The organism is Kitasatospora purpeofusca, assembly GCF_036010405.1.
GTDB lineage: Bacteria > Actinomycetota > Actinomycetes > Streptomycetales > Streptomycetaceae > Kitasatospora > Kitasatospora purpeofusca.
Genome location: NZ_CP108561.1, coordinates 5,940,996 through 5,961,411, shown reverse-complemented (window position 1 = coordinate 5,961,411; position 20,416 = coordinate 5,940,996). Strand labels below are relative to the sequence as shown.

Genomic DNA, 20,416 nt, shown 5'->3' with positions numbered 1-20,416 from the left:
CCCTCCCCCGGGCCCCTCCCCGGCCCCGGTGCCCCGGCCCGGCGCCGCGCCGCGCCGCGCGCACCGTCCGCCGTGTGAGGATTGAGGCATGTCCGATGGATCCAACCTCCCCGACGACGTCTCCACCCTCCCGGCCGGCAGCCCGCTGACCCGGGCCGCGCTGGAGATCGACGAGTACGCCGCCACCCTCGGCTGGGACCTCCCGGCCCGCCTCTTCGCCCTGGTCGACAGCGCCGCGCTGCGCAAGGCCGACCCCCGTATCGCCGAGCAGCTCGGCCTCGCCGACAGCGACCAGCCCGGCCTCACCCCGGTCGAGCAGGACGAGCTGCCCGCCGGCATGGAGCTGGACAAGTTCCTCGGCACCATCGCCTGGCCCGCCGCGGTGGTCGGCTGCGCGCTGGTCGTCGAGCGCCTGATGCTGCCGCCGGGCGCCGAGCAGTCCCGTCCGCGCAACGCGAACGACGCCCAGCTCGCCGAGTGGGTGGCCAACCACCCCAAGCGCGAGGAGGTGCGGATCACCGCCGCGGTGCTGCGCGGCGGCAAGCGGGAGGTCGCGCTGCGGCTCCGCTCCAAGGACGTCGCGCGCGAGGTGCTCACCGGCCCCGACCTGGTGCCGGGCCTCACCGAGGCGCTGCTGGCGACCTTCTCCTGACGCACTCCCCGGCCGGGGCTCCTCCGGGAGCCCCGGGGCCCGGGCGGCGCCGGGTCCGGCAGGAATGGGTTCCGGGGGCGCGGGTACTAGGAGGCGCAGGACGGCAGGGCTGAGGTCTCCCCGGACCGGACCTGCTCCAGCGCCTTCAGCGCGCCGTCCAGCTTCTCCACCTTGACCAGGCGCAGCCCGGACGGGGTGTTCTTGGCGGCCTCGGCGCAGTTCGCCGCAGGGGTGAGGAAGAACTCGGCGCCGGCCTCCCGGGCGGCGATCAGCTTCATCGAGATGCCGCCGATCGGCCCGACCTGGCCCGCGTCGTCGATGGTGCCCGTACCGGCCACGAACCGTCCGGCGGTCAGGTCGTCCGGGGTCAGCTTGTCGATGATGCCGAGCGAGAACATCAGGCCCGCGCTGGGCCCGCCGACGTCCTGGAGCCCGATGTCGATCCGGAACGGGTAGGTGTGCCTGAGGCCCGGGCGGATGCCGACCATCGCGGCGCCGGTGTCCGGGGACTTCACGGTCGGCACGCCGATGTCGGTACGGGTCCCGGGCTCGGTCGAGCCCTCCTTGACCCGGGGCACCACGGTGAACACCGCCGGCTCGCCGGGCTGGTGCCTGGTGACCGCCTTGGCGACCGCGTCCGCGTCGGCCACCGGGGTGCCGTCGACCGCGACGATCTGGTCCCCGGCGTGCAGCCGGCCCTCCGCCGGGGCGCCGGCGGTGACGGCCTGGACGATCAGCTCGCTGCCCATCGGGATGCCGAGCTGGCTCAGCGCGGCGGTGCGAGCGTGGTCCTCGGAGAGCGCGAACTCCTCGGCGTTCTGCCGCTTGGCGTCGGCGTCGGACTGGCCCTTCGGGTACACGTTGTCGTGCGGCACCACCAGCACGTCGTCGCGCAGCCAGCCGACCACCGCGTTGACCAGGCTCGGCTCGTACTTGGCGCCGGTGACCTGGACGGTGGTCATGTTGAGGTGGCCGCTCGCCGGGTACGACTCGTGGCCGGTGATGGTGATCACCGGCGTGCCCGTCTTGTCCTGCACCCCGAGCGTGTTGTACGTCGGGCCCGGGCTCATCTCGGTGTACGGCACCTTCATCAGCACCGAGGCACAGAGCAGCGCTATGAGCAGCAGGGTGGCGGCGAGCATCGTCGCAGAGCGGCGTGGCATGCCTCGACATTACGGGACGCGGATGACCGTGCGCCCGGCGGGTCGTCGGGACCGCCGGGCGGCGTCAGCGGCCGGAGCGCTCCTCGGGGCCGCCGCCGGCGGTGGTGCGCTGCATCGCGGCCATGAACCGCTGGTGCTCGGCCAGCGAGGCCGGGTCACCCGTCGCTCTCGGGGCCCGCTGGGCCCAACCCGCCCACACGGCGGCCAGCACCGCGGCGACGCAGGGAATGATCAACCAGGCGAGCACAGCCATCTCAGTACTCCCAGCTCGTCGTGTCTATGAGCAGATTAACCATCCCGACGGACAACGCTGCGGGCGCCGTCCGGGTTACGGCACGGCCGATCGGCTCACTGCCAGGGAGTATCCGGCGCAGCGGCCCACACCCGTTCGAGTGAGCGACCGGCGCGCCTGCGTGTCGCGGGGGCACGACGGGTGTCCGGGCAGGTGTCCGGACGACTGTGCGGGTGGCTGCGGGAACAGCTGCTCAGCAGCTCCCGGCGCCCACCCACTCCTCCTCGCCGTCGGCGAAGACCTGGTGCTTCCAGATCGGCACCTCGTGCTTGAGGTCGTCGATCAGCCGCCGGGCGGCGGCGAACGCCTCGCCCCGGTGCGCGCAGGAGACGGCGACGATCACGGCCTTGTCGGTGATCCCCAGCCGGCCCACCCGGTGCACCGCGGCCAGCGCGCGGACCGGGAAGTCGGCGGCGACCTTCTCGGCCACCCGGCGCAGCTCGCGCTCCGCCGTCGGGTGGCAGCTGTACTCCAGCGCGGAGACGTGCTTGCCGCCGTCGTGGTCGCGGACCGTCCCGACGAAGACGGTCGTCCCGCCGGCCGCGTCGTCCCCCACCGCTTCGTACACCTCGTCGAGGGAGAGCGGGGTGTCGCGGATGGCGAGCAGGCGGATCGGGTCGTGGTTCTCGGACATGCCCCCATGATTGCCCATGCCCGGCGGGCGGGGGCAAGTACCTTCCGCATCACGATTGCGAAATTTCGCATCGTGAGAACGACATGCTCAAGGACGCGGGTTCGGCTGCGGCCGGCGTCCCGGCCCCGGGCCGCCGGGGCCCGGGGCCGATCCGCTCAGAACCGGCGCCGCTTGCGCGCCCGCCGCACCAGGGCCGCCGTACCCACCAGCGCCACCGTCGCGCCCGCCGCGCCCAGACTCGTCGCGGCCTCCTTGCCGCCCAGCCGCCGGCCCGCCACCGCGTGCTTGCCCGACACCTGCGCCAGCAGCTCCGCGAGCACCTCCTCGTTGGTGTGCGTCGGACGCCAGCCCGCCTCGTGCAGCCGGCTCCCCGACACCACCCACGGGTACATCGTGTACGCCAGGTCCCCGGCCGGTGCCGGGGTCAGCCCCAGCCGGTGCAGCCGTGCCGCCGTCCCCAGCGCGAGCGAGGCCGGCAGCTCCATCCGCCGGATCCCCGACAGCCGCTCGACGTCCTCCTGCTCCAGCCAGCCGTCGCAGCCGACCGTCACCTCGCCCTCGACCAGGCCGAGCGCCGCGTACTCCAGCGCCGCCGCGAGGTCGTCCACGTGGCAGAACTGCCAGCACGGCCGGGACCCGGCCACCACCAGCAGCCTCGGCGCCTCGAAGTGCCGGGTCAGCACCGTGTCCACGCCGGGGCCCACCACCACGGCCGGTCGCAGCACCGTCACCTGCAGCCCCGGGTGCGCCCGCGGCGCGCGCCGCGCCAGCCGCTCGATCTCCAGCAGGTCCCCGACCAGCGAGGCCTCCTCGGTCGCCCGCAGCTCCGAGTCCTCCGCCAGCGGCACCTCGTTGTCCGCCAGCGCGCCGTAGACCATCGCCGACGTGCACAGCACCACCCGGTGCACCCCGGCGGCCGCGGCCGCCGTCAGCACCGTCTGCGCGCCCCGCACGTTGTAGGCGCTGCGCGCCCTCGGGTCGGACTCCATGCCGAGGTCCATCGCGAGGTGGACCACCACGTCCACCCCGGCCAGCCGCTCGGCCACGGCCGGGTCCCTGACGTCCAGGACCCGCCACTGCACCCCGGGCACCTCACCGCGCCGGTCGTCGACGGCCAGCACCTTCCGGACCCCCGGCGAGGCCACCAGGCGGGCCGCGACCCGTTCGCCGAGTACCCCGGCGGCACCGGTGACCGCCACGGTCAGGGGTCTTCCGGCATAGGCTGGAGGCGGCGACGCCGTGGTGTCCGGGGCGTCCTCTCCTCCGGTCAGCCCAGAGCGAACGTCCGAAGGCGGGGAACTCACCGGCCATCCTCCACGGTTAGCTTATGTGCGTACGTACGTGTGTCACGTACGTCCATCCTGCCCGAGGCTGAGGCCCGGCGGTGCACCCGGCACGGGCCAGCCGTCCGGGAACCGCCCGCCGGCGGGGAGTCCCCCAGCTCCGCCGACCGCCCCGGGCAGCAGGAATCACCGCCACCACCCGTATGACGGCCGACCGGATCGAGGACCCCGTGAGCGACCTTCCCTTCGGATTCGGCGTTCCGCCCGAGGAGCCCGAGGACGGCAAGGCCAAGCCCGACGACGACCGGAAGAAGAAGGACCAGGGCGACGAGCCCGCCGGTCCGCCGTCCTTCGGCTTCAGCGGGAACAACCCGCTGGGCGCCCTGTTCGGCATGGGCATGCCCGGCATGCCCGGCGGCCCCGGAGCGGGCGGTCCCGGCGCCCCCGGCGCGGGCGACAACCCCTTCGCCGCGATGTTCGGCGGCCTCAACCCCAACGACCTCGGCGCCGCCTTCCAGCAGCTCGGCCAGATGCTCTCCTTCGAGGGCGGCCCGGTGAACTGGGACCTCGCCAAGGACATCGCCCGGCAGACCGTGGTCGCCGAACCCGCCGAGGGCAAGAGCAAGGACCGCTCCGTCGGCGACGCCGAACGCTCCGCCGTCGTGGAGGCCGTCCGCCTCGCCGACCTGTGGCTCGACGGCGTCACCACCTTCCCCTCGGGCGCCGCCTCCGCCGTGGCCTGGAGCCGCGCCGAGTGGATCGAGGCCACCCTCCCGGTCTGGAAGGACCTCGTCGACCCCCTCGCCGAACGCGTCGGCAACGCCATGGGCGGCGTCCTCCCCGAGGAGATGCAGGCCATGGCCGGCCCGCTGATGGGCATGATGCGGTCCATGGGCGGCGCCATGTTCGGCACCCAGATCGGCCAGGCCCTCGGCGCCCTCGCCGCCGAGGTGGTCGGCTCCACCGACATCGGCCTGCCGCTCGCCCCCACCGGCAAAGCCGCGCTGCTGCCGCAGAACGTCGCCGAGTTCGGCGAGGGCCTCAATGTGCCGGCCGAGGAGGTCCGCCTCTACCTCGCCCTGCGCGAGGCGGCCCACCAGCGGCTGTTCGCCCACGTGCCGTGGCTGCGCGCCCACCTCCTCGGCGCCGTCGAGGCGTACGCCCGGGGCATCAAGGTCGACACCTCCCGGATGGAGGAGCTCGTCGGCCAGCTCGACCCGGGCAACCCCGAGGCCCTCCAGGAGGCCCTCGCCGGCGGTCTGCTCCAGCCCGAGGACACCCCCGCGCAGAAGGCCGCCCTGGCCCGCCTGGAGACCGCCCTCGCACTCGTCGAGGGCTGGGTCGACGCCGTCGTGCACGCCGCCGCCGAGCCCCACCTGCCGCAGGCCGGCGCCCTGCGCGAGACCGTCCGCCGCCGCCGCGCCGCCGGCGGGCCCGCCGAGCAGACCTTCGCCACCCTCGTCGGCCTCGAACTGCGCCCCCGCCGGCTGCGCGACGCCGCCCGCCTCTGGGCGCTGCTCGCCGACGCCCGCGGCACCGAGGGCCGGGACGACCTCTGGCAGCACCCCGACATGCTCCCCACCGCCGCCGACCTCGACGACCCGGACGCCTTCGTGCACCGCGGCAGCGCCGGCGACCTGGAGGGCGGCATCGACTTCGACGCCTTCGACAAGCTGCTCGGCGAGGCCGCCGCGGGCGGGGCCGCCGGCGGCGCCAAGCCCGACCTGACGAAGAACGACGAGGCCGACGGCAGCGACGGCGACCAGGGGAAGGGCGAGCCCACCGCATGACGGCCACCGGGACGGACCTCGCCGAGGTCCAGCGGGACGACGCACCCAGGGACGGCACCCTGCACGCCGACGCGGTCCGCGCTCTGACCGACTGGCGGCCCGCCGATCCCGAGCAGGACCGGCTCCGCCTCGACTACCTGCGCCACCTCGGCGAGCAGCCCGGGGGCATGTACCGCTCCTGCCTGCCCGCCCACATCACCGCCAGCGCCGCCGTCGTCGACCCCGCCGCCGGACGCGTGCTGCTCACCCTGCACCCCAAGGTCGGCCGCTGGCTGCAGATGGGCGGCCACTGCGAGCCCGGCGACCGCGACCTCGCCGCGGCCGCCCTGCGCGAGGCCACCGAGGAGTCCGGCATCCCGGACCTCGCGCTGCTCACCCGCGACGGCGCGCCCGTCCCGGTCAAGCTCGACCGCCACCAGGTCCGCTGCACCGGCAAGGACCGGCCGGAGAACACCCACCTCGACGTCCAGTACATCGCGGTGGCGCCGCCCGGCGCCCGGGCGCTGATCAGCGAGGAGTCGCTCGACCTGCGCTGGTTCGACTACGACCGCCTGCCGGAGCTCACCGACCAGTCGGTGCGCGACCTCGTCGCCCGCGCGCGCGAGCTCACCGGCTGAGTCGTTCGGGGGCGCAAGTACGACGGGAGGGGCGCGGGCCGTGGTGGCCCGCGCCCCTCCTGTTGTGTCCTGTTGTGTCCTGTCGTGCTCTGTCGTCCCCGACGGGACCGGCGGCGGTACCCGGCCGCAGGACTCAGCCGCAGAACTCAGCCGCAGGACTCGGCGGGATCGGGATCGGCCGGATCCGCGTGCCGGGCCCCCGGGATGTGCGGCAGCCGGGCCGCCGACACCACCCCCTCCAGAAAGCCCCGCGCCCGCTCGGTGCGCGGATAGGCCTCCAGCAGCGCCCAGAAGTCCGGGCCGTGGTCCGGCACCAGCAGATGCGCCAGCTCGTGCAGCAGCACGTAGTCGACCACGTACTCGGGCATCCCCTGCAGGCGGTGCGAGAGCCGGATCGTCCGCTCACTGGGGGTGCACGAACCCCAGCGCGAGTTCTGATTGGTCACCCAGCGGACCTGGGCGGGCTGGGCCCGACCGGCCAGATAGGCCACCGAGAGCTCCCGCGCCCGGGCCACCAGCGCATCGTCGCCGAGCACCCGGCGACTCTCCTGCGCCGCCAGCTTCTCCAGCATCTGCGCGACCCAGCGCTGCTCCTCCGCGTGCGACATCCGGGCCGGGATCAGCACGATCGTGCGATCGCCCTCGCGGTACGCGGACACCGTGCGGCTGCGGCGGGCACTGCGCCGCACCTCCACCCGGGAGCGGTCGAAGGGCTCCCGCGCGGGCGCCGGCTGCTGCTCCGGACACTGCTGCTCCGGACGCCCACGCGTACTCGGCGCCGCCACTTGCGACCCGGACGCTGCACGGGCACGCCGAGGCGACGCCGGGGGATGGGAGTCCCGTTCGGCTGCCATGGCACACGACGTTACCCGTTACCCCTGACAGAAGTCCGCTGCCGTGGCCGAAATCTTTCGTGGAGCGATCGGGAACGAAAGGCCGACGGAAGGTGTCCGGAATCCGACTTCGGACCGCACGACAAGTTATCCACAGGGCATGCGAACGGATCATCCGGTCATCGCTCCGTACCTGTGGACAACCCGACGCACCGCGGCGCCCCGACCGGGCATGCTGCCGTCGGCCGTCCGGAATCGATCGGAAGGAACACCACCGTGCGCCTCGCCCTCAAGCCCGCCCTCTCCCGCAGCTGGCGGGACTCGGACACCCTGCAGTTCGGCACCGTCCCCCAGCACGCGGGAGTGCTCGCCCACGCCTCCGGCAAGGTGCTGCGCGAGTTCCTCGACCTCGTCGACGGGACGCGCGACCGGCCCGCCCTGCTGGCCGAGGGCGAGCGGATCGGCTTCGGACGCGACCCGGCCGACTCCCTCCTCGACCTCCTGGAGGAGGCCGGGGTGCTCGACGACGCCGAGGCCGCGACCGGCGCCCTCGCCCTCTTCCCCCAGCCGCACCGCGAGCTGCTCGGCCCGGACCTCGCCTCGCTGTCACTGATCCACCCGGGCCCCGGTGCCGCGCCCGCCGTCCTGTCCCGGCGGCCCGAACACGCCGTCGAGGTGCGCGGCGCCGGCCGGATCGGGGCGGCCGTGGCCGCCGTCCTCGCGGCGGGCGGCATCGGCACGGTCACCGTGGTCGACTCCGGCCGGGTCGCGCCGGGCGACTGCTCCCCCGCCGGGCTCCCGCCGACCGACGTCGGCCGGATCCGTGCCACCGCCGCCCGCGAGGCCGTCGACCGGGCCGCGGCCCGGAGCCCGGCCCGGCGCGACCGACGCCCGAGACCGGGGCCGCCCGACCTGGTGGTGCTCGCGCCCCGCGACGGCAGCGCGGCCTTCGCCGGCGGCACCCCCCTGGCCCGGGAGCTGCTGCGGGCCGGCGTACCGCACCTGTACGTCGGCGTGGTCGAGGAGTTCGGGGTGGTCGGGCCCCTGGTCGCGCCGGGGGTGTCGGCCTGCGGCCACTGCCTGGTCCTGGCCCGGGAGGACCAGGACGCCGCCTGGCCGAGGATCCTCGCCCAACTCGCCGACGGCGGACCGGGGCGGGCCCCGACACCGGCCTGCGACATCGCGCTCGCCACCTCGGTCGCAGGGCTGGCCGCACTGCACGTCCAGGTGTTCCTGGACGGCGGCCGCCCGCCCAGCCTGGACGGCTGGTGCGAACTCTCCGCCGCCGACGGGGCGTCCCGGCGCCTGCGCCTCAAGGGCCACCCGGAGTGCGGGTGCCTCTGGCAGCCGGCCGCACCGCACTGAGGCAGGATCACCAAACACCCTGGGGAGAAGCAGTCTTGATCGTTCGTCAGTCGCATGGGAAAAGGGGGCACACAGGGCCCTGGAGCTACTACTGTGGCGTCGGCCGCCCGGCCGATGCCGAGGGTGGCCCGCGCAACGATCGCAACGCTCGTGCACGACCTCACCGAGAGGTATCGACATGATCACCCGCAGATCGCTCATCGGCGCCGGGGCCCTGGCCGTCCCGCTGGCCGCCGTCCCGGCCCTGCCCGCCGTCGCCACCGAGACCGAGGCCCGACGACGACGCTGGTCCCGGCTCTCCGACCGTCTGCACGGCACCCTGGTCCTGCCCGGCGACCCGGCCTACGGCGTCGCCAAGCAGATCGGCCAGGCCCGCTTCGACTCGGTCGAACCGGCCGCCGTCGCCTACTGCGTGGACGAGGCCGACGTCTCGCTCTGCCTCCGCTACGCCCAGGACCACGACCTGCCGATCGCAGTCCGGGCCGGCGGCCACAGCGGCGGCGGCTGGTCCACCGGCACCGGTCTGGTGGTCGACGTCTCCCGGTTGAACACCGCCGCGGTGACACCCGGGTCCGCCACCTTCGGCGGCGGCACCCAGCTCGTCGACGTGACCAACGCCGTCGCCCCGCACGGCCTCGCCGTCTCCGGCGGCTTCTGCCCCACCGTGTCCCTCGGCGGCTTCCTCCAGGGCGGCGGCATCGGCCTGCTGACCCGCCATGTCGGCATCTCCAGCGACAAGGTGACCTCCGCCCGGGTGGTGCTGGCGAACGGCCGGACCGTCACCGCCTCGCCCGAGGAGCACGACGACCTGTACTGGGCGCTGCGCGGCGGCGGTGGCGGCAACTTCGGCGTCGTCACCTCCTACACAGTGACCCCGGTGCCGGTGACGACCCTGACCATGGCCAGTCTCACCTGGTCCTTCGACCGCGCGGTGGACGTGCTGGACGCCTGGGCGCACTGGCTCCCCGACGCCCCGCGGACCCTCGGCGGCGGGGCGGTGGTCGGCCTGCGGGACGCCGCGCCCGGCGCCACCCCGTTCGTCTCGGTACTGATCGGCTCGGTCGGCACCGAGGCCGAACTCAACACCCAGATCGGCCGGTTGGTCGACCTGGTGGGCGCGGTGCCGGCCTCCCGGAGCGGGTACACCGCCCCGTACCTGTCCGTCATGATGGGCTTCTACGGCTGCGGCGCCTACACCCAGGACCAGTGCCACCGGACGGGTACCGGCCCGGCCGCCCTACTGCCCAGGCCGACCGCCGCCGTGGACCGGGGCCGACTGTTCGACGCCCCGCCGCCGCGCGCGGTCTGGGACGCCGCGGTCGGCCTGCTGGACCGGGACCGGCTGGCCGGGCAGCAGCGGATGGTGCAGTTGAGCGCGCTCGGCGGCGCCGCCAACGATCCGGCGCGCACGGCCACCGCCTACGTCCACCGGAACGCGCTGTTCAACGCGAGCCTCGGCGCGGTGATCGCCTCCGGGCCGGTGGACGCGACGGCGATCGCGGCGGCCCGGAGCTGGGCGGACGCCGGGTTCGCGGTGCTCGACCCGCACTCCTCCGGCGAGACGTACCAGAACTTCGTCGATCCCGGACTGCCGGACTGGCGGCGCGCCTACTACGGGGAGAACTATCCCCGGCTGGTCGCGGTGAAGCGCCGGTACGACCCGCACCGGCTGTTCTCCTTCGCCCAGGCCGTCGGCGCCTGACCGGCCCGGCCGTCGGGCCCGGAGGTCCGAACCCGGATGTCCGGGCCCGACGGCGATCGGCACCACCCCGGCGGGGCGGCCGATTCCGGCCGGGGCCGCACCGTCGAGCGGGCACAATGGCGTATGACGGTCGGCCCCCGCCGCGGGGGCCTGGGGCATGTCGACTTGGAGGCCCGGTGAGCGATCTTCCGCGCAAGGCAATGACCCGCACGGCAAGACTCGCCGCCCTGCCGCTGGGGATAGCCGGCCGGGCCACCCTGGGGCTGGGGAAGCGGATCGGCGGCCGGTCGGCCGAGGTCGTGACCGCCGAGCTGCAACAGGCGACCGCCGACCAGTTGTTCAAGGTCCTGGGCGAGCTCAAGGGCGGGGCGATGAAGTTCGGGCAGGTGCTGTCCGTCTTCGAGGCCGCGCTGCCCGAGGAGGTGGCCGGACCGTACCGGGCGGCGTTGACCAAGCTCCAGGACGCCGCACCGCCGATGCCGGCCGCGAAGGTGCACGCGGCCCTGGCGGAGCGGCTGGGCGCGGACTGGCGGAGCCTGTTCCTGGAGTTCGAGGACCGGCCTTCGGCGGCCGCGTCGATCGGCCAGGTGCACCGGGCGGTGTGGCACGACGGCCGCACCGTCGCGGTCAAGGTCCAGTACCCCGGTGCGGGTGACGCGCTGCTGGCGGACCTGTCGCAGCTGAGTCGGGTGGCCTGGCTGCTGGGGCCGTTGATTCCGGGCCTGGACATCAAGCCCTTGATCACGGAGCTGCGGGAGCGGGTCGCCGAGGAGCTCGACTACGAGCTGGAGGCCCAGGCCCAGCGTCGTCATGCCGAGGAGTTCGCGGACGATCCGGAGATCGCGGTGCCCGGGGTGGTCGCCCAGGCGGACCAGGTCCTGGTGTCGGAGTGGATGGACGGCACGCCCCTGTCCGAGGTGATCGCCTCGGGGTCCCAGGAGGAGCGGGACCGGGCGGGGAAGTTGCTGGCGCGCTTCCTGTTCGCCGGTCCGTCGCGGACCGGGCTGCTGCACGCGGATCCGCATCCGGGCAACTTCCGGCTGCTGAAGGACGACGGTCCGGTCGAGGGCTGGCGGCTGGGGGTGCTGGACTTCGGGACGGTGGACCGGCTGCCGGACGGGTTGCCTGCGCCGATCGGGGCCTCCCTGCGGATGGCGCTGGCCGGGGACGCGGCGGGCGTGCTGGCGATGCTGCGCGAGGAGGGCTTCGTGAAGCCCTCGATCGAGCTGGACCCGGACGCGGTACTGGACTACCTGGTGCCGATCATCGAGCCGGCGGCGGTGGAGTCGTTCCACTTCACGCGGGCGTGGATGCGGGCCCAGGCGGCGCGGATCGCGGACCCGCGCTCCCCCGCGTACAACCTGGGCAAGCAGTTGAACCTGCCGCCGTCGTACCTGCTGATCCACCGGGTGACGCTGAGCACCATCGGGGTGCTGTGCCAGTTGGGTGCGAAGGCGCCGTTCCGGATCGAGATGCTGGAGTGGCTGCCGGAGTTCGCGGGGCCCGGCTCGGCGGCCAGCCGTCCGACGGCGAGGACGGCGGCTCCGAAGGACGCGACGCAGAAGGGCGCGACGGCGAAGGGCACCACCCGGAAGAGCGGTACGCAGAAGGCCCCGGCTCCGAAGGCCACGGCCCAGAAGGCCGCGACGGCGAAGCGTTCGGCGCCCACGCGGCGCCGGGGCTCGTCGGCCGAGGGCTGACCGCCCCGCCGCACCCCGCCGCCACGCCACGGCGGCAACCGCAGCAACGGCCGCAGGCCGCCCCCCGGTGTCGGGGGGCGGCCTGCGGCGCGACGGGGGTCCGGCGGGGCCGGGCGGGTGCCGGCGTCCCGGTCACCCGGCGGCACTGCCCGGGCATGGCGATATCGCCTCGGGTCGTCGCCACCTCTCGGTGGCCCGACCTCGGGGCGATGTCACATCAGGGCGACGGCGATGGCCTTGCGGGCCCGCAGCGAGGCCCGCTCGGCCTTCTGCTTGAGCCGGTGCGCCCGGGCGACCCGGCCGACGAGCCGTTGGTGCTCGGCCTCCTGGAGGCGCTCTTGCATATGGGCCCGGGCCAGGGATTCGTGGAGGAGTTGCATTTCGAGGGTCCTGTTCTGGATCTGAAGTTCGGTGGTCTGCTCAGCGCGGACGGTCGGATCGATGGCGGCGGCGGTCATGTGGTGGTCCTGCTCGGGGTGCGTCGTCGGAAAGGGGCGGATGCGGGCGGCGTCGGCCTTGGCGGCCGCGAGGCGTACGGAGCGGCGGAGGGAGTTGTCCGGCTGGGGCTGCTCTCCCCGACGGACGGCCTCGGCCCCGGACGCGGGGTTCACGCCGCGACCTCGGTCTTGCGCGGGCGGCCGCGCGGCCGCTTGCGGGCCACGACGACACCCTGGACGAAGAGCTCGCCACCCCAGACGCCCCACGGCTCGCGGCGCTCGACCGCACCGGTGAGACAGAGGTCCTTGACCGGGCAGGTGCCGCAGAGGGACTTCGCGTACTCGACGTCGGCGGGCGTCTCGGCGAAGAAGACCTCGGGGTCGAAGGCGCGGCACGGGATGGGGAGGCCGAGCTGCTCGGCCTGGTCGATCGAGGTGAACTGCATGGGGAGAACCTCCGGGGGGTCGGCCTGGTCGGCCTTGATCTGGGTTGTCGGCGGTACGGACGGGGTGGGCGGTGTGATGACCGTGGACACTGTTTGCGTCTTCCTCGTCTTTTCAGTGGGTCCGGCTCAGCCGACTGGTGGGGCTGGGCCGGAGGCCCCGGAGGGCCTGGGTGGTCTTGCGTACCGGACAAAACAGAAGGGCCGCGGATCCCGGTGTGACGGGGTTCCGCGGCCCTGGAGGCGCCGACCTGAGGTTGCTCAGGTTCGTTCTCTCCAGGGTTCAGGCCCGCGGAAGGCCCGCATCCGGACGGCCGTGGCGTCCGCGAGGACGACCATGGCCGGGTCGATCTGCTGCTGGTTCTGCTTCTGGGCGTTTCCGGCACCGATGACCTGCGCATAGCCGCCATGCATGGCAGCGGCTACGGCCGTCTTCGGTGCCTGGGTCGGTCGCTCGTCACGCGGGGAGCGGGACTCGTCGACCGACGCCCAGTCGCCGGACAGACCAATCTCGACACGGGTGGCCCCGAAGTTGCCGCCCTCGTCGCCATTGCTGCCGAAGCCAGTGTGTCCAGCACCACTGACAACGGAGGTGGCAAAGAAGGGAGCAACCGAGACACCGGTGGTGTCGAGACCCAGACCGGTTCCGCACAGCTCGGCGGTGATCCGCAGGCTGGCGGCGGCACGCACGGAGGCAGCGTCGACGGTCTGGCCAGTCATTTTGGTGATCATGGTTCCCATTGTCTTCGCCTCCTCTCGGCGTCTCGCGGAGCCTGGTTTCCCGGGCTCCGAACTGTTCGGATGTCTGTCTCGGTGAAGCTGGTGGGGCAGGGGGGCGCAGCGACAGGTTTCAACCCGTGCGATCGCGTCCCCTTGACCGCTCCGGCAGGCTATTGCGCTCCCGGTACGGCGCGCAAACTATTTTTCCGGCGAGTTTCCCGACGGTCTCCTCGGCGCTCCCCGGCGCCGGCTGTGATCGCCCCGGACCGGCTCAGGCCGGTTCGTCCGACGAACCGTCCATGACGTCCGCCGGATCCCCCTCGGGCTCCTCCCCCGCACACAACGAGAGCACGGCCGCCCCGTATTTGTCCAGCTTCATGGCGCCGACCCCGGAGATCGTGGCCAGCTCCTGGCGGTTGGCGGGGACGTCCTCGGCGATGGCCATCAGGGTCGCGTCGGTGAAGACGACGTAGGCGGGCGCGCCCTGCTCCCGGGCCTGGGCCGCGCGCCATTCGCGCAGCCGCTCGTAGAGCGCCTCGTCCATGGTGGAGGGGCAGGTCTCGCAGCGGCGGAGCTTGCGCTCGACGGCCTCGGTGAGGACCTTCTCGCAGACCCGGCAGGTGACCGGGCCGCGGACCCGGCGCCCGGCGGAGCGCTCGCCGCCCTCGACCCCGCCGCGTCCGCCGCGCCCGGCGGGGCGGCTGCCGGGGGCGCTGGAGCCGGGGCGCAGCCCGTCCAGGAAGCGGGTGGGCTTGCGGGAGGCCCGGCCGCCCGGGGAGCGGGAGAGCGCCCAGGAGAGGGTGAGGTGCTTGCGGGCACGGGTGACGCCGACATAGAGGAGGCGGCGCTCCTCCTCGACCTGCTCGTCCGTCTTGGCGTAGATGATCGGCATGGTGCCCTCGGTGAGGCCGACGAGGAAGACGGCGTCCCACTCCAGGCCCTTGGCGGCGTGCAGGGAGGCCAGCGTGACGCCCTCGACGGCGGGGGCGTGCTGGGCGGCGGCGCGGGCGTCGAGTTCGGCGACGTAGGCGGCGAGGTCGGTGGTCAGCCCCTCGGCGGCGCGGCCGCGCTCGAACTCCTCGGCGAGCCGGACCAGCGCGGCGAGGGATTCCCAGCGGTCCCGGACGGCGCCGGAGCCGGCGGGGGGCTCGGGGGTGAAGCCGCGGGCGGCGAGGACGGCGCGGACCTGTCCCGCGAGGTCGGGGGCACCGTCGGTGACGGGGTCCGAGCCGGCCCGGGCCGCGCCGCGGAGCAGGACGCCGGCGTCCCGGACCTCGGGGCGTTCGAAGAACCGCTCGGCGCCCTTGAGCTGGTAGGGGACGGCGAGGTCGGAGAGGGCCTGCTCGTAGACCTCGGACTGGCCGTTGGTGCGGAAGAGGACGGCGATCTCGCTGGCGCGCACGCCGGCGGCGATGAGGTCCTTGATCCGCCGGGCGGTGGTCTCGGCCTCGGTGGGCTCGTCCTCGTACTCGGTGTAGAGGGGCTCGGGGCCGGCCTCGCGCTGGGAGACGAGTTCGAGGCGGTGGCGGGCGGCCTCGCCCCGGGCCTGGGCGAGCAGCCCGTTCGCGAGGTGGACCACCTGGGGGGTGGAGCGGTAGTCGCGGACCAGCTTGACGACGGTGGCCTCGGGGTGGCGGGTGCGGAAGCCGAGCAGGTAGTCCGGGGTGGCACCGGTGAAGGAGTAGATGGTCTGGCTGGCGTCGCCGACGACGCAGAGGCTGGCGCCGCCGCCGGGGCCGGTCCACTGGTCGAGGAGGCGCTGCTGGAGCGGGGAGACGTCCTGGTACTCGTCCACGGTGAAGTGCCGGTACTGGGAGCGGACCTGGTCCGCGATGTCCGGGCGGTCCTCCAGGATGGCCGCGGTGAGCAGCAGCACGTCCTCGAAGTCGATGTTCCCGCGGCGGCTCTTGGTCTCCTCGTAGACCCGGTAGACCTGGGCGGTCTCGGCGGGGTCGCGGGGGGCCTCGCGGCCGGACTTGGCGACGGCCGCGGGGTAGTCGTCGGGGCCGGTCTGGGTGACCTTGGCCCATTCGATCTCGGCGGTGAGGTCGCGCAGCTCGGTGCGCTGGACCCGCAGGCCGCAGCGGCCGGCGGCCTCGGCGACCAGCTGGACCTTGCGTTCGAGCAGCTGCGGGACGGGGCCGCCGATGGCGCGGGGCCAGAAGTAGTGGAGCTGGCGCAGCGCGGCGGCGTGGAAGGTGCGGGCCTGGACGCCGTCGGCGCCGAGCTGGCGCAGGCGGCCGCGCATCTCGCCGGCGGCGCGGGCGGTGAAGGTGACGGCGAGGACCTGCTGGGGCTGGTAGACACCGCTGCGCACGCCGTAGGCGATGCGGTGGGTGATGGCCCGGGTCTTGCCGGTGCCGGCGCCGGCGAGGACGCAGACGGGGCCGTGCAGGGCGGTGGCGACGGCCCGCTGCTCGGGATCGAGTCCGGCGAGGACGGCGTCGGGGCCGCCGGCGGCGGGGTGGCCGCTCCGGTGGGCGTCCTGGTGTCCGTCGAACGGGCTGCCGCTCAAGAGGTCTTCCTGCATGCGTTCCATCCTCTCAGCCCGGGCGGACATCCCGGGCAGGGTTGTCCACAAGCCCGGTGCGATCGCCGGATGATCGCGGCGCGGACGGCGGGTGGTGGCATACCCGGGGCGTGTGCCTCCGGGTGCGCGCCGGTAAGCCGGGACCGACCTGGGCCGAAGCCGTGCAAGGACGCCGAGGGCGCCGCGGAATGACCGCCGGGCGGTGGACGTTGTCCCCCCGGAGCCGTGGAACGCACGCGGTACCGGTACGCGCGCGCACTGACGTCCGCACGCCCCTCTCCACCCGATTCGCTATCCGAAGGAGTCCCCTCGATGTCCGGCAGCGTGACGATGTACAGCACGACCTGGTGCGGCTACTGCAACCGGCTCAAGAGCCAGCTGGAGCGCGAGGGCATCGGCTACACCGAGATCAACATCGAGGAGGACCCGGCGTCGGCGTCCTTCGTCGAGTCGGTGAACAACGGCAACCAGACCGTGCCGACCGTGCTGGTGACGCCGACCGCCGGCGGCGAGCGGGTCGTGATGACCAACCCGAGCCTGCTGCAGGTGAAGAAGGCCCTGGCGTCCTGACGCCCGGAGGTCCGACGCCCGAAGGTCCGACGCCCGGAGGTCCCGGCCGGCGCGCACCCGCCCCGCGGGTCACGGCGCGTCGGCCCGGGCCGGGTCGACGGGAGCGGCGGGCGCGGGCAGCGTGGTCCGGGCGGCGAGGTCGCCGACCCCGTAGACCAGCCGGCTGCGGTCGGCCGAGTAACGGGTCTCGATGACCCGGACCGGCCCGCGCCGGTCGTAGGTGACCCGGGTCTGGACCACCAGCGGCACCCCGGGGCCGCCCTGGAACCACTGGGCCTCCTCCGGTCCCGGCATCCGGGCGACCAGGTGGTCGACGGCACCGACCTCGGTGCGGCCGAGGGCGGCGAGCACGGCCTCGTCGCCGCCGTCGATCTGGTCGGGTTCCATCAGCGGGGTACCGGCGGCGAGGCCGGCCCGGTAGTGGCTCTCCTCGATGGAGTACGGCTCGCGGTCGAGCAGGCGCAGCTGGCGGCGGACGACGATGGCCTCGCCGGGGCGCAGTCCGAGGCGCTCGGCGATGTCGACCCGGGCCCGGACGATCATCATCTCGAAGTCGACGGTGAGTTCGCGTCCGCTGTCGTCGGCCTCGCCCCGGTAGACGGCGCTGGGGGTGGCCAGGCAGTCCAGCGGGGCGGGGCCCTGCGGTTCGAGGCGGGGTACGGGACCGTAGGCGCGGTGGTCGAGCACGGGGTGCTCGCGCAGATAGGTGCCCTTGCCCTGGAGGCGGACGAGCCGGCCCTCGTTGACGAGGACGTCGACGGCCAGGCGGACGGTGTTGCGGGCGACGCCGTACTGGCGCTCCAGCTCGCTCTCGACCGGGAGGGCGGCCGCGGTGGTGAACTCGCCCTCGGCGATGCGGCGGCGCAGGTCCGCGGCGAGGCGCTGGTATTTGGGGGATTGGGCGGTGCCCCGGGGGATTGTCACCCGAGTGAATGTAGCGAGACGGGTGAGCGGCTTTCAGGCGTTTGCGGCAAAGTCGCCCGGGATCGGTGACGGTGTTCGACCGGTGCCCGGGGGCCCTTCCGGGCAGGGCCGCTCCGGTTACGAACATCCTGGGGAGACGGGTTCGGAATGGAAATTGGGGGCGCGCGAATCAACTCCGCGCGCCCCCAATCCGTGGAACGCTCCGAACTCCCGGTTCCGCACCCCCGGGTTGCGAACCCCGGCTCCGAACCCCGGCTCCGAACCCCGGCCCCGCGGGGGCCGCCGCCGGAACTACCAGCGGGCCGCCGACGGCAGCGGCTCGCCGTACCAGAGCTCGACCAGGTGCCGGGCGATCGAGATCCCGGACGGCGGCAGGATCTCCCCCGCCGCCATGCCCGCCCGCAGCTCCTCCCGGGAGAACCAGCGCGCCTCGGCCAGCTCCTCCCCGTCCACGGTGATCGCGGTGCCGTCCGGGTGTGCCTTGCCCAGGAAGCCCAGCATCAGGCTGGACGGGAACGGCCACGGCTGGCTGGCCACGTAGGAGACCTCGGCGACCTTCACCCCGGCCTCCTCGAACACCTCGCGCACGACCGCCTGCTCGATCGACTCCCCCGGCTCGACGAAGCCGGCCAGCGTCGACCAGCGGCCCTCGGGCCAGAGCGCCTGGCGGCCGAGCAGGCAGCGGTCCTGCTCGTCGGTGATCATCATGATCACGGCCGGGTCGGTGCGCGGGTAGTGCTCGGCCGCGCAGGAGGTGCAGCGCCGCACGTGCCCGGCGCCGGCCTTCTCGGTCGGGTGGCCGCAGCGCGAGCAGAAGCTGTGCAGCCGGTGCCAGTGCTCCAGGGCGACGGCGTGCACCAGCAGCCCGGCGTCCCGGTCGGAGAGCAGCGCGCCGACCTCGCGCAGCCCGGCCGGACGGGCGTCGCCGTCCAGCCGGCCCGGCAGGCTCTCGCCCGCCAGCGCGAAGTAGGAGACGCCGTCCTCGTCGGTGCCGAGGAAGTACCGGTCCCCGTTCTGCGGCGCCTCGAAGGAGGGCAGCAGGACCAGCTCGGTCCCCTGCCCGCTGTCCACCACGAACGCCTCGCCGCCGGCGATCGGCAGCACCTTGGTGGACGGGTGGCTCCACGCGGCCGCCAGCCAGGGCTCGTCGACCCGGTGCTGGGCCGCCCGGTCCACCCCGGCCCGGGCCAGCGCCAGGTGCAACGGGTGTTCGGTCTCAGGCACGGTGCTCAACTGTTCCATCCCCACGTGATGAATCTTCCGGACGGGTCGGGTGCGCGGCGCGGGCGGGGGTGCGGGCGTCTCCCGCCGCCCCGGCCGCGCGCTGCCGATTCACTCCTGCCCGCCGCCGGGCCGCCAGTTCTCGGCGAGGTCGGCCCACAGGTAGGCGGCGGTCTCGACGCCCTTGGCCAGCAGGTCCAGCTCGACCTTCTCGTCCACCGAGTGCCAGCCGTCCGAGGGCACCGAGATGCCGAGGAACAGCACCGGCGCGCCGAGCACGTCCTGGAGGTCGGCGGCGGGGCCGGAACCGCCCTCGCGGGTGAACAGGATCCGCTGCTCGAAGGCCCGTCCCATCGCCCGGACGGTGGACTGCAGGGCCGGGTGGTCGAGCGGGGTCAGGCAGGGCCTGGTCGCGCCCGGGAAGACCAGCTCGTACCTGATGCCCTCGGGCACCCGGTCGGCCACCCAGCCGCGGACGGCCTCGCGGACCTTCTCCACCTCCTGCCCGGCGACCAGCCGGAAGGACAGCTTCAGATGGGCCGAGGCGGGCACGATGGTCTTGCCGCCGGGACCGGTGTAGCCGCCCCAGATGCCGTTGACCTCGGCGGTCGGGCGGGCCCAGATCCGCTCCAGGGTGGAGTAGCCGGCCTCGCCGCGGGTGCCGTAGGACTTGGCGACCTTCAGCCAGGCGGCCTCGTCGAAGGGCAGCTCGGCGAAGAGCTCGCGCTCGCGGTCGGTCAGCTCGACCACGCCGTCGTAGAAGCCGGGGACGGCGACCCGGTGGTCGGCGTCGTGCAGGCCGGCGGCCAGCTCGGCGGCGACGGCGGCCGGGTTGGGCACGGCGCCGCCGAAGGAGCCGGAGTGGATGTCGGTGTCCGGCCCGTACAGGTCGATCTGGGCGTCCGCGAGGCCGCGCATGCCGGTGCAGACGGTCGGCGTGGTCTCGGACCACATGCCGGTGTCCGAGATGATGACGACATCGGCGGCCAGCCGGTCGGCCTCGCGGCGGACCAGCCCGGCGAAGTGCGGCGAGCCGGACTCCTCCTCGCCCTCGACGAGCAGCTTGAGGTTGACGGCCGGCGCGGTGCGGCCGGTGGCGTCCAGGTGGGCCCGCACCCCGAGGGTGTGGAAGAAGACCTGGCCCTTGTCGTCGGCGGCGCCCCGGGCGTACAGGCGGTTGCCGACCACGGTCGGCTCGAACGGGTCGGTCGCCCAGCCGTCCTCACGGGCGGCGGGCTGCACGTCGTGGTGCCCGTAGACGAGCACGGTCGGCGCGGACGGGTCCCCGGAGGGCCACTCGGCGAAGACCGCCGGCAGGCCGTCCGTCTCCCACACCTCGGCCACCGGGAAGCCGGTGTCGCGCAGCTTGGCGGCCAGCCACTCGGCGGAGCGCCGCACGTCCTCGGCCCGGTCGGGGTCGGCGGACACCGAGGGGATGCGCAGCCAGTCGGCGAGGTCCGCGAGGAAGTCGGCCTGGTGCTGGTCGATGAAGGAGCGGACGACGCTGTCCGGGGTTCTCGTCATGCCGACGACTTTAGTT

General features: G+C 74.1%; 19 protein-coding genes. 7 read left to right on the top strand and 12 right to left on the bottom strand.

Annotated features, from left to right (window positions below; all coding sequences use genetic code 11):
• Window positions 1-88: 88 nt before the first annotated feature.
• The gene (locus OG715_RS26215) at window positions 89-652 is read left to right on the top strand and encodes a PPA1309 family protein (protein WP_030392906.1); all 564 of its coding nucleotides are present in this window, start codon (window positions 89-91) and stop codon (window positions 650-652) included.
• 86 nt (window positions 653-738) lie between these two features.
• Here OG715_RS26215 and OG715_RS26210 read toward each other — a convergent pair whose 3' ends face one another.
• The 4 genes from OG715_RS26210 to OG715_RS26195 all read right to left on the bottom strand — a co-directional run bounded on the left by OG715_RS26210 (window position 739) and on the right by OG715_RS26195 (window position 4,045).
• Entirely contained in the window at window positions 739-1,815 is a 1,077-nt protein-coding gene (locus OG715_RS26210; protein ID WP_266271380.1) for a YlbL family protein, read from the bottom strand.
• Window positions 1,816-1,879: 64 nt separating this feature from the next.
• The gene (locus OG715_RS26205; protein ID WP_266271379.1) at window positions 1,880-2,068 is read right to left on the bottom strand and encodes a hypothetical protein; all 189 of its coding nucleotides are present in this window, start codon (window positions 2,066-2,068) and stop codon (window positions 1,880-1,882) included.
• Window positions 2,069-2,300: 232 nt separating this feature from the next.
• A complete protein-coding gene (locus OG715_RS26200) occupies window positions 2,301-2,741 on the bottom strand; it encodes a molybdenum cofactor biosynthesis protein MoaE (RefSeq protein WP_266271378.1) in 441 nt (146 codons plus the stop codon).
• A 155-nt stretch (window positions 2,742-2,896) separates the two neighbouring features.
• Window positions 2,897-4,045 (bottom strand): NAD-dependent epimerase/dehydratase family protein, encoded by a 1,149-nt coding sequence (locus OG715_RS26195; RefSeq protein ID WP_380303167.1) that lies wholly within the window; start codon window positions 4,043-4,045, stop codon window positions 2,897-2,899.
• Window positions 4,046-4,254: 209 nt separating this feature from the next.
• Here OG715_RS26195 and OG715_RS26190 point away from each other — a divergent pair, with 209 nt between their 5' ends.
• Together OG715_RS26190 and OG715_RS26185 are read left to right on the top strand one after the other, a co-directional pair.
• Window positions 4,255-5,814 carry a zinc-dependent metalloprotease gene (locus tag OG715_RS26190; protein WP_266271377.1) on the top strand — a complete coding sequence of 520 codons (1,560 nt, stop codon included), beginning with the start codon at window positions 4,255-4,257 and terminating at the stop codon, window positions 5,812-5,814.
• Entirely contained in the window at window positions 5,811-6,431 is a 621-nt protein-coding gene (locus tag OG715_RS26185) for an NUDIX hydrolase (protein ID WP_266271376.1), read from the top strand. Before OG715_RS26190 ends, OG715_RS26185 begins: the two co-directional genes overlap by 4 nt.
• A 146-nt stretch (window positions 6,432-6,577) precedes the next feature.
• Here the strand turns inward: OG715_RS26185 and OG715_RS26180 are convergent, their stop codons facing one another.
• On the bottom strand, window positions 6,578-7,285 hold the full coding sequence (locus OG715_RS26180; RefSeq protein ID WP_407661025.1) for a M48 metallopeptidase family protein: 708 nt from the start codon (window positions 7,283-7,285) through the stop codon (window positions 6,578-6,580).
• Window positions 7,286-7,540: 255 nt separating this feature from the next.
• Here OG715_RS26180 and OG715_RS26175 point away from each other — a divergent pair, with 255 nt between their 5' ends.
• The 3 genes from OG715_RS26175 (at window position 7,541) to OG715_RS26165 (ending at window position 12,031) form a co-directional block, all read left to right on the top strand.
• Window positions 7,541-8,629: a ThiF family adenylyltransferase gene (locus tag OG715_RS26175; protein WP_266271374.1), complete on the top strand. Its 1,089-nt coding sequence runs from the start codon at window positions 7,541-7,543 to the stop codon at window positions 8,627-8,629.
• Between the two features lie 178 nt (window positions 8,630-8,807).
• Window positions 8,808-10,331 carry an FAD-binding oxidoreductase gene (locus tag OG715_RS26170; protein WP_266271373.1) on the top strand — a complete coding sequence of 508 codons (1,524 nt, stop codon included), beginning with the start codon at window positions 8,808-8,810 and terminating at the stop codon, window positions 10,329-10,331.
• 176 nt (window positions 10,332-10,507) lie between these two features.
• Window positions 10,508-12,031 (top strand): ABC1 kinase family protein, encoded by a 1,524-nt coding sequence (locus tag OG715_RS26165; protein ID WP_266271371.1) that lies wholly within the window; start codon window positions 10,508-10,510, stop codon window positions 12,029-12,031.
• A 212-nt stretch (window positions 12,032-12,243) separates the two neighbouring features.
• Here the strand turns inward: OG715_RS26165 and OG715_RS26160 are convergent, their stop codons facing one another.
• From OG715_RS26160 to OG715_RS26145, 4 genes are all read right to left on the bottom strand, one after another.
• Window positions 12,244-12,642 (bottom strand): hypothetical protein, encoded by a 399-nt coding sequence (locus OG715_RS26160; RefSeq protein WP_323182165.1) that lies wholly within the window; start codon window positions 12,640-12,642, stop codon window positions 12,244-12,246.
• Window positions 12,639-13,004, bottom strand: a complete 366-nt coding sequence (locus tag OG715_RS26155) for a WhiB family transcriptional regulator (RefSeq protein ID WP_380513090.1) — start codon at window positions 13,002-13,004, stop codon at window positions 12,639-12,641. Before OG715_RS26155 ends, OG715_RS26160 begins: the two co-directional genes overlap by 4 nt.
• 168 nt (window positions 13,005-13,172) lie before the next feature.
• Window positions 13,173-13,643, bottom strand: coding sequence for a hypothetical protein (locus OG715_RS26150; RefSeq protein WP_266271370.1), 471 nt, complete (start codon window positions 13,641-13,643; stop codon window positions 13,173-13,175).
• A gap of 259 nt (window positions 13,644-13,902) precedes the next feature.
• Window positions 13,903-16,170 (bottom strand): ATP-dependent DNA helicase UvrD2, encoded by a 2,268-nt coding sequence (locus tag OG715_RS26145; RefSeq protein ID WP_407661024.1) that lies wholly within the window; start codon window positions 16,168-16,170, stop codon window positions 13,903-13,905.
• A gap of 303 nt (window positions 16,171-16,473) precedes the next feature.
• Between OG715_RS26145 and OG715_RS26140 the strand changes: the two genes are divergently transcribed.
• Window positions 16,474-16,731 carry a mycoredoxin gene (locus OG715_RS26140; protein WP_030392921.1) on the top strand — a complete coding sequence of 86 codons (258 nt, stop codon included), beginning with the start codon at window positions 16,474-16,476 and terminating at the stop codon, window positions 16,729-16,731.
• A 69-nt stretch (window positions 16,732-16,800) separates the two neighbouring features.
• Here the strand turns inward: OG715_RS26140 and OG715_RS26135 are convergent, their stop codons facing one another.
• From OG715_RS26135 to OG715_RS26125, 3 genes are all read right to left on the bottom strand, one after another.
• On the bottom strand, window positions 16,801-17,655 hold the full coding sequence (locus tag OG715_RS26135; RefSeq protein WP_266271368.1) for a GntR family transcriptional regulator: 855 nt from the start codon (window positions 17,653-17,655) through the stop codon (window positions 16,801-16,803).
• A gap of 291 nt (window positions 17,656-17,946) precedes the next feature.
• Window positions 17,947-18,897, bottom strand: a complete 951-nt coding sequence (nudC, locus tag OG715_RS26130; protein ID WP_266271367.1) for an NAD(+) diphosphatase — start codon at window positions 18,895-18,897, stop codon at window positions 17,947-17,949.
• Between the two features lie 90 nt (window positions 18,898-18,987).
• The gene (locus OG715_RS26125; RefSeq protein ID WP_266271366.1) at window positions 18,988-20,400 is read right to left on the bottom strand and encodes a dipeptidase; all 1,413 of its coding nucleotides are present in this window, start codon (window positions 20,398-20,400) and stop codon (window positions 18,988-18,990) included.
• Window positions 20,401-20,416 lie beyond the last annotated feature (16 nt).